Origin of the sequence: Butyrivibrio sp. MC2021 (genome assembly GCF_000621605.1) — a bacterium.
GTDB lineage: Bacteria > Bacillota > Clostridia > Lachnospirales > Lachnospiraceae > Butyrivibrio.
The window spans coordinates 211,332-224,008 of sequence record NZ_JHXX01000006.1; the positions used below are offsets into that span (position 1 = coordinate 211,332).

The 12,677-nt window shown below is 47.3% G+C and carries 13 protein-coding genes and 1 tRNA gene; all 14 read left to right on the top strand.

The window, feature by feature from the left end; all coding sequences use genetic code 11:
* Positions 1 to 20 precede the first annotated feature (20 nt).
* Positions 21 to 1,487, top strand: coding sequence for a type II secretion system F family protein (locus tag T359_RS0112585; RefSeq protein ID WP_026517795.1), 1,467 nt, complete (start codon positions 21 to 23; stop codon positions 1,485 to 1,487).
* Between the two features lie 34 nt (positions 1,488 to 1,521).
* A complete protein-coding gene (locus T359_RS23060) occupies positions 1,522 to 1,740 on the top strand; it encodes a Flp1 family type IVb pilin (protein ID WP_035784399.1) in 219 nt (72 codons plus the stop codon).
* A complete protein-coding gene (locus T359_RS0112595) occupies positions 1,724 to 3,160 on the top strand; it encodes a DUF5702 domain-containing protein (RefSeq protein WP_026517796.1) in 1,437 nt (478 codons plus the stop codon). The genes T359_RS23060 and T359_RS0112595 overlap by 17 nt, the downstream gene beginning before the upstream one ends.
* Positions 3,144 to 4,067, top strand: coding sequence for a TadE/TadG family type IV pilus assembly protein (locus T359_RS21690; protein ID WP_155840118.1), 924 nt, complete (start codon positions 3,144 to 3,146; stop codon positions 4,065 to 4,067). Before T359_RS0112595 ends, T359_RS21690 begins: the two co-directional genes overlap by 17 nt.
* Before the next feature lie 23 nt (positions 4,068 to 4,090).
* The gene (locus tag T359_RS0112605) at positions 4,091 to 4,537 is read left to right on the top strand and encodes a prepilin peptidase (RefSeq protein WP_026517797.1); all 447 of its coding nucleotides are present in this window, start codon (positions 4,091 to 4,093) and stop codon (positions 4,535 to 4,537) included.
* The gene (locus tag T359_RS0112610; protein ID WP_155840119.1) at positions 4,524 to 4,976 is read left to right on the top strand and encodes a hypothetical protein; all 453 of its coding nucleotides are present in this window, start codon (positions 4,524 to 4,526) and stop codon (positions 4,974 to 4,976) included. The genes T359_RS0112605 and T359_RS0112610 overlap by 14 nt, the downstream gene beginning before the upstream one ends.
* Positions 4,973 to 6,388, top strand: coding sequence for a DUF6382 domain-containing protein (locus tag T359_RS0112615; RefSeq protein WP_026517799.1), 1,416 nt, complete (start codon positions 4,973 to 4,975; stop codon positions 6,386 to 6,388). The genes T359_RS0112610 and T359_RS0112615 overlap by 4 nt, the downstream gene beginning before the upstream one ends.
* 39 nt (positions 6,389 to 6,427) lie before the next feature.
* The gene (locus T359_RS0112620; RefSeq protein ID WP_026517800.1) at positions 6,428 to 7,441 is read left to right on the top strand and encodes an SCP2 sterol-binding domain-containing protein; all 1,014 of its coding nucleotides are present in this window, start codon (positions 6,428 to 6,430) and stop codon (positions 7,439 to 7,441) included.
* A gap of 19 nt (positions 7,442 to 7,460) precedes the next feature.
* On the top strand, positions 7,461 to 8,111 hold the full coding sequence (locus T359_RS0112625) for a rhomboid family intramembrane serine protease (RefSeq protein WP_051545364.1): 651 nt from the start codon (positions 7,461 to 7,463) through the stop codon (positions 8,109 to 8,111).
* Entirely contained in the window at positions 8,111 to 8,518 is a 408-nt protein-coding gene (locus T359_RS0112630; RefSeq protein WP_026517802.1) for an HIT family protein, read from the top strand. The genes T359_RS0112625 and T359_RS0112630 overlap by 1 nt, the downstream gene beginning before the upstream one ends.
* 9 nt (positions 8,519 to 8,527) lie before the next feature.
* Positions 8,528 to 9,370 (top strand): fumarate hydratase, encoded by an 843-nt coding sequence (locus T359_RS0112635; protein ID WP_330370190.1) that lies wholly within the window; start codon positions 8,528 to 8,530, stop codon positions 9,368 to 9,370.
* 59 nt (positions 9,371 to 9,429) lie between these two features.
* Positions 9,430 to 9,987 carry a Fe-S-containing hydro-lyase gene (locus tag T359_RS0112640; RefSeq protein WP_026517804.1) on the top strand — a complete coding sequence of 186 codons (558 nt, stop codon included), beginning with the start codon at positions 9,430 to 9,432 and terminating at the stop codon, positions 9,985 to 9,987.
* A 111-nt stretch (positions 9,988 to 10,098) separates the two neighbouring features.
* A tRNA-Ser gene (locus T359_RS0112645) sits at positions 10,099 to 10,186 on the top strand.
* A gap of 95 nt (positions 10,187 to 10,281) precedes the next feature.
* Positions 10,282 to 12,677, top strand: a 2,396-nt coding sequence (locus T359_RS0112650; protein WP_026517805.1) for a hypothetical protein, incomplete at its 3' end; no start/stop codon positions are given.

Here is a 12,677-nt window from a genome sequence, read left to right on the forward strand (position 1 = left end):
ATCAGAAAAGGAAATAAAACATGATCACTATTCTTTACGGAGCGGTGCCCGCTCTCTCTGTGGCGCTGTGGTTTTTGGCAAGGAAGACCACTCTGCCGGAGGAGATTGATGAAACCGGCATCAGCAGAGAGCTTTTGAGGATGTCTCTCTTTCTCTACAAAAAGCTGGTGGGGAGCAAGAAATTCCGGTTCCTGGAGCCGGAAGCTGTTCGCACCAATCTAAGACAACTGAATAACCCCAGGGATATGGGGAGTCTCCAGACCGGCTATTACATTCGAAAGCTCAGTTTGGTGCTGCTTTTGGCCAATGCGGGAAGCATTCTGGCGCTGCTGATGCACCTGAGCGTGGTTTTTTCCTCCAATATCGATGACGAGGGAAGGCTCCTTAGAAGGGACTACGGTGAGGGCTCCTATGATGCGGAGCTGATAGCGGAAAGCCCCGGGGGAGAGGTCATCGGGGAGTTCAGTCTCCCTGTGGATGAGCGCAGGTACACTGCGTCCCAGGCAAAAAACCTTTTTGAAGAGGCCTCGGAGATCCTGCCGGGGGCTATCCTTGGCGGCAACCCATCTCTTGATGAGGTCACGGAGGACCTGAATCTGGTGGAAGTTCTTGAGGGCTATCCCTTCGAGATCGACTGGACCGTGGAGGACTATTCAGTCATGCACTACGACGGAAGTCTTAATACCGAGGCAATCCCGGCGGGGGGCAAGCCTGTGATGCTGACAGCTACTTTTAGCTACGGAGATGATGCCTTTCAGCAGGTGCTCTATGCCAATGTAAAACCAAAGACCCTGACTCCCTATGAGCAGCTTATGGAGTCCATAAACGGAAAGCTTAAGGATGCGGATAAAGAGTCCCAATATGACGAGAGCATCCCCCTCCCCGGCAGCTACGGTGAGACAGAGATCATCTGGAAGGAAAACACACAGGACAACAGCCTCATGCTTCTCATAATGATGCTGGTCCTGTCCGTGGGCTCCTACGTAATCAAGGACAGAGAGCTGTCCAAGCAGGTCCGGGAAAGATCCAAGGCCCTTTTGTCGGAGTATCCCCAGTTTGTGTCCAAGATGGTCCTGTATCTGGGGGCCGGCATGACCATGCGTGGAGCCATTGAAAAGCAGGCCAGAAATTATCAGCAAAAGAAAAGGGCCGGAGCCCCCAAGAGCTATCTCTATGAAGAGATCCTTCGGTCCGCCAGAGAGCTAAAAAGCGGTGTTCCGGAGACAAAAGTCTACGAGAGCCTTGGGCAGAGGTGTGGAAGTCAGCAGTACACAAGGCTTTGCACACTTCTTTCCCAAAATCTGAAAAAAGGAAACAGCGAGCTTCTTACCCTGCTTCGAAGCGAAGCGGAAAAAGCCTTTTCCGACAGGCTTGACCTGGTGAGAAAGGAAGGGGAGGAAGCCGGAACAAGGTTATTGATGCCCATGGTGCTTATGCTTCTTATCGTGATGGTCATCATCATGATTCCCGCATACATGGCATTTTAACAATAAAAAAGAACAAGAAAAAAGGAGAAAAAGTATGAATGATTTAATTTTACGAACAAGAGCATTTGGAGTAGGAGCCTACAGAAGATTCAAGGACTTCTGGAAGGACGAGGACGGCATGGGAACAGTGGAGGTCATCCTTATCATCGTAGTTCTCATCGGTCTTGTCATTATTTTCAAGAAAGAGATTTCAGGAATTGTGGATGATGTCTTTAAAGCGATCAGAAGAGATACCCGTGCGATCATCAGCTAAGGCCTACCTGACGGTATTCCTTTCACTGTCCATAATGATCATTCTGTCACTTATTCTGGCTCTTTATCAGGGAGCCAGGATCGGGGCAGTGAGGATGAAGGCGGAATGCGTGGCTGACATCTCCATGAATTCCTGCCTGGGGGAATACAGCAGGGCTTTGTACGACCAATACGGGCTTCTTATGGTGGATATGGCCTACGGCACAGGAAAAGGCTCTGTAAAAAAAATGGAGGAGCACCTCAAATACTATGCGGACAAGAACTTTCAGCGAAATGCTGTCGGTAAGCTCACAGGAGCTGACACTATGCTCTCCATGAACTGCGACGAGGCCAAGGTCACCGGCTTTTCCCTTGCCAGTGACGGTGAGGGCGCGGTGCTGAACCGCCAGATCCTGGCCTATATGGAGGCTGAGCCTGTGGAGGGATTACTATCCGATGTTCTCAAAAACTTAAGCGACCTCACATCCGCAGGCCTTGATTCCACTGATGTGGAGGCTATGGCAGCAGCCAATCAGGCTCAGCTGGATGCCATTATCCCGCCAAAGATCATCAATGACGAGGGAAAAGAGGAAGAGGTTCCCCTGGGAAATCCGGCAGACGGAGTGAACTGTTTTAAAAGCCTGGGACCACTGGTGCTGTCTATTCCTGATAAAAGCAAGATATCTACCGCTACAGCCAGCCTTGGAACACTGGCCTCCCACAGGGAGCTGGGCCATGGAACAGGCCTTGATGAGAGCGGACCCACGGATGCCCAGAAGCTTCTTTTGGAGCAGTATTACTACGAAAAGTGCAGCCGCTACGGGGATACCCTTGATAAATCCCTTCTTAAGTACCAGCTGGAATATATGATCTACGGCAAAGGCAGCGACTACGAGAATCTTCAGAGCATGGCCTGGACCCTGCTTTTTTGGAGAGAGGCTTCCAATATGCTCTATCTCTTTTCCTGCTCGGAAAAAGTGGAAGAGGCAGAGCTCCTGGCGGATACCCTGGCCATCATCCTCTTTATGCCTGAGATAAGGGATATCCTTAAGTATTCCATTCTTTTTGCCTGGACCTTCGCAGAGTCCATCTCGGACCTCAATATTCTTTTTGACGGAGGAAGGGTTCCCATCCTAAAGAGCGATAGGACCTGGAGGCTGAGTCTTCTGAACATGCTTCTTTTCAGGGACTTTCTTCGGGGAGGAGACCTGGGAGAGGGGCTATATTATCAGGACTACCTGCGGATCAAGCTTTTCATGACAGATTCTTCAACTAAGACAAAAAGGATGATGGACATCATAGAGATGGACGTCAGAAAAACCGCCGGCAACAGCGGATTTCGGATAGATCACTGCGTGGATATTTTCAGGGCGGAGATCACAGTGGGAACAAGATACGGATATGAAGCAAAGGTGGACAAAATCTATGGCTATGAGGAGTAATGCGCTGATGGAAGCTGATAAGGGCACTTCTTTAAAAGACCAAACAAAAATAAAAAAGAAAGAAGATACGTTTTTCCGGACGATAAGAAGAAGTAAGGAAGTGCTCCTATCTGCTTCTATCACCGTGGAAGCCTCGATAGTTCTCCCCCTCTTTATTTTCTTCTTCGTTAATATTATGACCGCCTTTAATGTCATCAAGGTCCAGTCGGATCTTGAGGCGGCGCTTCACCAGACGGGAAGCGAAATAGCCCTGGTGGGCTATGACATTAAAACCGGAAAGGATGCCCTTGGTCTTGGCGGTGACTCCCTTGTCAAAGACGTGCTGGCGGCGGGAGGTTACATGGCTTACGCATCCCACAGTGTAAAAAAATACCTGGGGGACAGCGTCAACAAAAGCTGTGTGACGGGCGGGGCATCCGGACTGAGTTTTCTGACATCAAAGATAATGGCGGGAGACGACTACATAGATATAGTGGTGGATTACAAGGTCCATCCGCTGATTCCTATCATTGGATTTAAGGAATTCAAGGTTCAGTCCAGGTATTATGGGCACGCCTGGACCGGCTATGACATATCCGGAGGACTGGCCGGCGAAGACTCCGAGGAAGAGATGGTCTATGTCACGGAGCATGGAACAGTCTATCACAGAAACGCCGGCTGCAAGCATCTGAAGATCGATGTGCGGAGCATCCCCTTTGACAGCCTTGGATTTGCAAGAAGTAAGGACGGCTCCAAATACTACCCCTGCGAATACTGCGCAGAGACCGTGGGCGGCGGAAACGTCTTTGTGACGGATTACGGAACCAGATACCACAGCAGCGTCAGCTGCCCCGGATTAAAAAGAAAAATCTATACAATCCCCATCTCCGAGGTGGGTGGACGAGGCCCCTGCAGCGCCTGCGGGTGAGCCGGGTCACGGAAAGGACAGATATGATATTTGTAGATGCATTTTTTAAAACAACCCTGATCTCAGTTCTCGTCTGGGCTGCGGTGAGGGACATCAGGAAAAAAGAGGTGTCTGCTACCCTGCTTATTTTGTGCGGCGTCGTAGCCCTTTTGGATATTATCGTGATACTTTTTATGAATACAGCCACTGTTTGGAGCCTTATCGCCTGCCTGATTCCCGGGGCTGTGATGCTTCTTATCTCCAGAGCCACCGGACAGAGTCTTGGCTACGGAGACGGGCTGATGGCCCTTTGCATAGCTCCTGCCTTTGGTCTTGAAAAGGCGGCCCTGGGGCTTATCCTGGCAGTTTTTCTCTGCGGCTTTTTGTCACTTTTTCTTCTGGTCTGCAAAAAAGCCAAAGGGAAGACCCGGATACCCTTTTTACCCTTCATGGCAGTGGGAATGGGGGTGATGGTCCTTGCGCAGGTTTAAGGCATATATGACTCTGGAGGCCTCCCTTATCATTCCAATGGTTATCTGCGTGATAGTGATGCTGATATGGGGCGCCTACTACATGTACAACAGGGCGATCCTCAGTCAGGACTGTTATATTCTGGCATTACGGGCCAGCGTGAAGGCCGATGCCAAAAAGAAAGTGGCCCCCGCAGACTACGTGGCAGCAGGAGCCTCCAAGCAGGCCGGCGGCAGGTACTTCGGGGCCGACAAGCCCGCCTTCAGCGCGGCGGTTTCCGGCAAGGAGGTCAAGGTAAAGGGCACCACCAAAATAAGGAACTCCGCCATGGGAAGATATTTTCTCAAGATAAAATCCGGCTGGGAGCTGGAAGCAGTGCTAAAAGCCAGGATCAGAAATGACCCGAAGCACATCAGAAGAATCAAGAGGCTTAAGGATATAGGAGAAAAAGTGTTATGAATTACAAGTATTACAGAGATTTAAAGCACAATTACCTGGTGGTAAAGCTTGAAAAGCAGAGCGAGGGCGAGGCCTACCAGCTCAAGATCCTGTCGGGAGGGAGGCTTGCGGGGCTTCTTCCCTGCGATGTAAGAAATGTCAACGGGGAGCAGTTTCTGTATTATGAGATAGGCTCCATGCAGAGCCTTCGTGACAGATACACCTCAAGAGGCATGAACAGGGCCCAGCAGCTTCAGCTTTTTTCCGATATGAAGGACATGCTGGAGGGGCTCTCCGAGTATCTTCTTGGAGAGGACGGCGTGGTTTTTGATGCGGACAGCATATTTGTGGACCTGACCACGGGCCGCTACAGCTTTATGTTCTGCCCTTTTGCGGCAGCGGAAGGGGGCTTTGAAAAACTGACAGAGCAGCTCCTTGATATGACCAATTCAGAGGATGAGGAGGCAGCCACTGCCATTTATGAGCTCTGCGAATACGCCACGGGAAAAGGGGCCATGACCATAGAGGGCATAGAAAAGCTCTTGAAAGCTGCCCCGGCCTGTGAAAAAGAGACTCCTCTTCCGGCGGTTATCCCGCCCGGGGAGAGCATTTCCTTTGAGCCGGAAGACAGCGATGATGAGGATGAGGACGAGGAAGATGATGAGGAGGCGGCAGTTTTTGCAGGCATCAGATCCCATAAGTCCTTCGGTTTAAAAAGAGCTGAGCAGAAGCTTGGGGCCAGGGCACAGCTTCTTTTGGCAGGACTATTTGCCCTTCTGGTGGCAGGCATGGTCTATGTCAGAAAGGCCTACATCCTCACCAGCCAGGAGAATTACATGTCCATGGCAGTTATGGCCGTATCCCTGGTGTGCGGAGCCCTGTGCTTTGTCAGCGGCTTTAAGGGCTACCGCGGAAAAAATATGCCTGATGAGGAAAAAGTCATTTCCCATGAAGACATCAGTGAATCTGAGGAAGAAGAGGAGGAAGAGCCCGGATTTAGTTATAACTACGACTATGAGGAGCCTGTGAATGAGAGCTTTTACAAGACTCCTTTGAAGATAACCGCCGGCAGCAGCGGTGATGGCTGTGTGAATAACGCCACCATGGTTCTCAACATGGATGAAGAGATAAGCGGCCCTCTTAACCTTTACAGCAGAAATCTTGATAAGACAGTAAGGATCTGCCTTGATAAGCTGCCCCTCACCATCGGCAAGATGGAGGGCTGCGTCGACAAGGTATTAAAGGATATGAGCGTATCCAGAATTCACTGTAGGATATTCAGAGATGAGGACAGCGGAAGGCTGGCCCTGGTTGATCTCAACTCCACCAACGGAACCTTCAAGAACGGCCTTAAACTGACCCCTCAGGAAAAGAATTACATCGATGAGGGGGACGAGGTGAGAATAGGTAGAATTTGCTTCGACTGTAGGTAAATTGTGTTATAATAGCCTTAATTAGTTGGAGGGAAGTTCATGAAGATCAATATCTATTATGGGGGCAGAGGGATTATCGACGATCCCACGCTTCAAGTAATCTCACAGATCACCACTGTTTTACAGGAACTTAATGTTAAGGTACAGCAGTACAATCTCTACGAACAGAGAAACGGCATAACCGCACTTCCCAACACCCTCAAGGATGCGGACGGCGTTATTCTTGCTTCCACCGTTGAGTGGTTCGGCGTTGGCGGATATATGATGCAGTTCCTTGATGCCTGCTGGCTTTACGGAGATAAGAACAGGATCAGGGAAATCTACATGGCTCCGGTTGTTATGAGCACAACCCACGGCGAAAGAGAGGGCATGATGAGTCTTCTGGCTGCCTGGGAGATGCTGGGAGGTCTTCCCTGCGACGGAATATGCGGCTATATCCCGGATACTACCAAGCTGGAGACCAACACCGAATATATCAAGATCATTGAGAAAAAGACCGAGAACATCTACAGGACCATCAATCAGAAGATGGCTGTTTTCCCCACCAGCAATCAGGCCGTTATCAACAAGGTTGCGGTTGCCAAGGGCATAGACCTTACACCTCAGGAGTCGGAGCAGCTTTCCGAGTATGCCTCCGATGATAAATATGTTAAAAAGCAAAAGGAAGATCTTCAGGAGCTGGCCAGCATCTTCAGAGACAAGATGGGCAAAGAAGATTCCGCATCGGGCAATACCGATGAGTATATCAAGAAGCTCAACAGAGTCTTTACCCCTGTTGCCGGAATCCGCTCCAAGTACAAGATCATTCTTCAGGACAATCCCAAGCTTCGCCCGGTGATAGTCGACGTTGACAACTCCAAATGCGAGTGCAGAACCGGTGACGAGGATGGCTGCGATGTTATTATTACCTCAGATCAGAAGGTCTTTGAGGACATTCTTGACGGCAGACTTACCTTCCAGAGAGCATTTATGGCAGGTAATATCAAGATGAAAGGCGACTTCAAGCTCCTTAGGAGCATGGATCAGCTTTTTGATCTGATGCAGAACGATTGAAGCCTGAAAGGATTTTGCTATGGATTATAATACAGAATCAAATCCCGATGATTTTATTAAACACCAGGGAGATATATACAGGAATGCATTCGTCACACTGATTTTACTGGGAGTGAATGTTATTATTTTTCTCCTGGGACCAATCGTGGGAGATGTTATGTACAACAAAGGAGCACTGGTTACCTACAGGGTTCTGATGGAGGGTGAATTTTACAGGATATTCACCGCCATGTTCCTCCATGCCGGCATAGAGCATCTTATCAACAATATGCTGCAGCTGGTCATTGTGGGAGCTATCGTGGAGCAGTATACAGGCCACAGCTTCTTTATTATCATGTATCTTATATCCGGTATCTTTGGGAATCTTTTGTCCATGGCCTACGAGGTCCGCAACAATCTCAACTGGGTATCGGTGGGAGCCAGCGGAGCCATCATGGGAATCGTAGGTTTCATGGTGATCTGGCTCGTGATCAACAGACGTAAGTTTATTCAGAACAAGAGCCTTATGATGAGGCTTGGCCTCTTGGCAGTTTTTCTTATCTACACATGCTTTTTCCAGGAAGGAGCCAATACACTGGCTCATCTTGGCGGATTCCTCACAGGTGGTGTGTTTGGAATCATCAATATAGTACTTCTAAAAAACAGAAAGAATATGGAGGGTATTGCATAATGGACGGCTGTATTTTTTGTAAGATAGCAAGCGGAGAGATTCCGTCAAATACAATTTATGAGGATGACAATTTCAGAGTGATCTTAGACCTGGGACCTGCTACCAAGGGACATGCACTGGTACTTCCCAAGGCTCATTACGCAGATCTTTTTGAGATTCCTGATGAGACCCTGGCTGGCGCTGTTAATACCGGTAAGAAGGTTGCAGCCATGATGAAGAAGACTCTGAAGTGCGACGGCCTTAACCTTGTTCAGAACAACGGAGAGGCAGCAGGACAGACAGTTATGCACTTCCACCTTCATGTGATCCCCAGATATGAGAATGACGGACAGCACATCCTTTGGAAGCCTACATCTCCATCAGCTGAGGAGCTTACCGCAATTAAAGATGAGATTTTGAAAGGCTGATACAGGATAATGCGTGAAATTGATGTTAAGCAGATAACAGAAACTGTAAAAAATATGTGTATAGACGCCAACTATGAGCTTTCCGAAGATATGAAGAAGGCCCTGTTGGATGCCAGGGACAAGGAAGAGTCCGAACTGGGAAAAAAGATCCTTTGCCAGCTGCAGGAGAATCTCGAGATTGCAGCAAGTGACAGGATTCCTATCTGCCAGGATACAGGAATGGCAGTGTTCTTTTTTAAGGTAGGTCAGGATGTTCATTTTGTGGGCGGAAGCCTTCAGGATGCCATCAACGAGGGTGTTAAGCTGGGTTATACAGAAGGATATCTTCGCAAGTCTGTAGTGGGCGATCCACTTATCAGAAAGAACACCGGAGATAATACTCCTGCGGTGGTTCATTACGAGATCGTTCCGGGAGATAAGGTTCAGATCACCTGTGCTCCCAAGGGCTTTGGCAGTGAGAACATGAGCCGCGTATTTATGCTTAAACCCGCCGACGGAGAAGAGGGCGTTAAGAATGCCATAATCCAGGCGGTTAAGGATGCAGGTCCCAATGCCTGCCCGCCCATGACTGTGGGAGTCGGTATCGGTGGAACCTTCGAGAAATGTGCTGAGATGTCAAAGGAGGCTCTTACAAGACCTGTAGGTCAGCACTCAGAGCTTGAACACATCAGAGCAATGGAAGAGGAACTCCTAACCAGGATCAACAAGCTTGGAATAGGTCCTGCCGGACTTGGCGGACGAATAACAGCCCTGGCGGTTAACATCAACACTTATCCGACACATATAGCAGGACTTCCTGTAGCAGTTAACATTTGCTGTCACGTCAATCGACATGTTACAATTACACTTTAATTGGGATTAACGGTTTTACCGGCATTATCTACAATATATAGAAATATCAAGAGGTTATCATGGAAAGAGAAATACATGCACCTATAGACAAGGACACAGCGAAGCAGCTCAAGGCCGGAGATATGGTTTATATTACCGGAACTATTTTCACTGCCCGAGATGCTGCTCATAAGAGAATGGCAGAAACTCTGGCCAGTGGAGGCAAGCTTCCTATAGAATTGGAAGGCAATTCCATCTATTATATGGGACCATCTCCCGCGAGAGAGGGACGCCCTATAGGCTCTGCCGGTCCAACAACTGCCAGCAGAATGGATAAGTATGCCCCCAAGCTTTTGGATCTTGGCCTTGGTGGAATGATCGGTAAGGGTAAGAGATCCCAGGCGGTGGTGGATGCCATCAAGCGCAATGGTTCAGTTTATCTTGCTGCCATCGGCGGAGCAGGAGCTCTTTTGTCCAAGTCTATTACAGAGTCAGAGGTTGTGGCCTATGATGACCTTGGCACAGAAGCCATCAGGAAGCTCAAAGTAGAGAGATTTCCTGCCATTGTAGTAATAGACTCCGAGGGCAATAATCTCTATGAGACTGCCGTAAGAGCGTTTAACAGAGAAGATTCTTGAATAAAGTAATTGACAAAGGCATCAGCTCTTTGTATAATTAATTTTGCGTCTGATGATTCGTCATCAGAAATATGAACTCAAAACCACATATTGGTAGAGGGATTCAGGCATGGAGAAATACTCAAGTGGCTGAAGAGGCGCCCCTGCTAAGGGTGTAGACCGTTAACGCGGTGCGCGGGTTCAAATCCCGCTTTCTCCGTTTAGCAAATAGCTCCGGGAAACTTAATGTTTCCCGGAGTTTTTTTGTGTTATTATATCTATGAAAAATCTGTATTGTTGAATAAGGGGGTTAATATGAAACCTGGTCTTGGTAGAGTCGTAGGTGGCTTACTGTCTGTTGCTGTTCTTTTTTCATCTATGGATCTTAGCGCATTCGCATATTCCGATGAAGACAACAACGAAATTATTTTTATGGAAGAATCTCCGGAGGATGCCTCTGTGGATTTATTCGAGGACGAATCCCTCGATCCCTCAGAAGATGCATCCTTAGATGAAGATCTCCCCGAGGAATCCGAGCTTTCTTTGGATGACATCCTGGAGGAAGAGCCTTCCGATGCTGAGGAGGAGATCATTCTTTCCGACGATCCCGGGGATAGTCTGCCTTCCTCCGAGAAAAACAATTCTTCAGTTGAGGCATATGATTATGGCTCAGAAGATGAATATGCACTCCAGGCAGGAGGATTTAGAGGAAGAGGCGTTGATCATACGATTTACGACAACCTTCTTGAGAATAGATCTTTTGTAGAGGAAACATTCATAAATGATGAATCCTCCAGTGATAATCCATATTTCACCAGTGGGACCCAGTATCTGTACCAGGATGTTATGGATACATATCAGAATAAGGATTTCTGGGAATACAAGGCAATGGTGGATCTGTACTACTCTATAGACAACATTATGGATGGAGTCAGTGAACAGATCGAAAACCTTCGTGAAAAGTATATTGATTATCTGTATGAAAAATATAGAGATGATTTTGGGACTGAAGCTGACTGGGATAAGTTCAAGGAAGAACAGTGGGAGAAATTTAAGTCCGGAGTAACTGTAAAGAATTATGAAGCAGTGCTCAGCAAGAGTCTAAGCACGGATTACACTTCATCCATAGGGGATTCTGTAAACAATGAAAGTGCAAGGCTTCAGGAATACAGGACTGCAATTTCATACGCGAAAAAGCTTAAGGGAGCTATGAGCGATGCTAAAGAATGGGCTTCTTTGGCCAGTGATCTGGAGGATGCCGAACAGAAATATTATCTTTATGTGGCCCTGCCAACCTATGCTGACTCTAAGGTTGAATATTGGAACACAATCAGTGATCTTTTGAATGGAAAGAAAATTAACTGTGTAACTAAAGATGACAGTATGACCCTTGCCCAGGCCTTGGAGGCTGATGAATATGCCTTGCTGGGAAGTGATAATGATAAGTTCTTGGCGTGGAGGACAAATCTTGATCTTAATATTGGTGGAGAAAAGACAAAGAAGAGATTATCCGCAGGGGACGTGCTTGGTATTGTAACTGATTCTATGCAGAATGTGCTGGTCATAGAGTCTTTGTTTGAACAGCAGGATTCCTTGGTGTATCCGCTGAGGGCAACTCACGATATAGCTATTGCCAAAAATGACAATAAGTATGCGGGCGTTTCCGGACGTTACATTAAACTTTTGGGAAGCGACTATAACTACGAAGAGAATGTTAATAAGGCAGTTTATGATGCTGCTATGAAGTTTGCTAATAGTTATATACAAAAAGAGATTAAGAAGGAAATTAAAAAACAGGGAAAAAACTGGATTGTGAATGCCCTGTCATCAAGAACCGCCATTAACAGCGCATCAAGAGAAATCACTGCAATTAAGGCTGCAGGTTATCTTGAGCAGCTGGGATATATTGATGCTACCATTAAGCTGGGAATGAAACTTAATAGTGTGGCGGACGCGGCTGATAAGATTATTGAGATTAAGTATCTCAAGATAGTAAAAGGATATGCTGTTCAGGCGTATAAAGATGATAAAACTGCTTATATAAATGCAAAAAATAGTGGTATAAATGATGACCGATTAGATGAGCTTGCGAAACATTGTCTGGATGATCTTTTTTTTATAAAGAAGCTTACTTTGCGTGCCAATGAACTTGGCTATAACACCATCAAGGCCATTGCTGAAAGCGGACTTGGAAGAGTCATTGATTGGGTAGGGGGCACCGACACGGTTTCCGGACTGACTGATAGATACAATTCAATGCAGGATAGTCTTATTGATACAGTTCTCATGCCAATTTTTGACAATCCCTTTACTGTTAATTCGGGAGAGACACTTACTATCCAGAAAGATGGATCCAATTATGTAGGAATTTATGCCTCTAAAAAAGGAACATTTAGAATTCCAGAATTTGAGTACAGAATAGTCAATGGAATCAGATTAAATGGTGGAACATTAAGCGTATTAACATATGACTCTCAGGAGATTTATACTTCTTACCTTTACGGAAACGGAAAGGTTGTCCTCCCGGGCAGCGGAGTTTTTGCTGTTGGAGCTATCGTACCGAACGGATCCTTGACTATATCAGCTCCAGCCTCAGAGCAGACCGCTAAGATGGTGGTTATGGGAGATCTGTACCTTAACACTAGCTGTTTTACGATTGAAGATGCCAGGGTTGAGGTAGAAGGGAATCTTCTGATCAATGCCAATGAAAA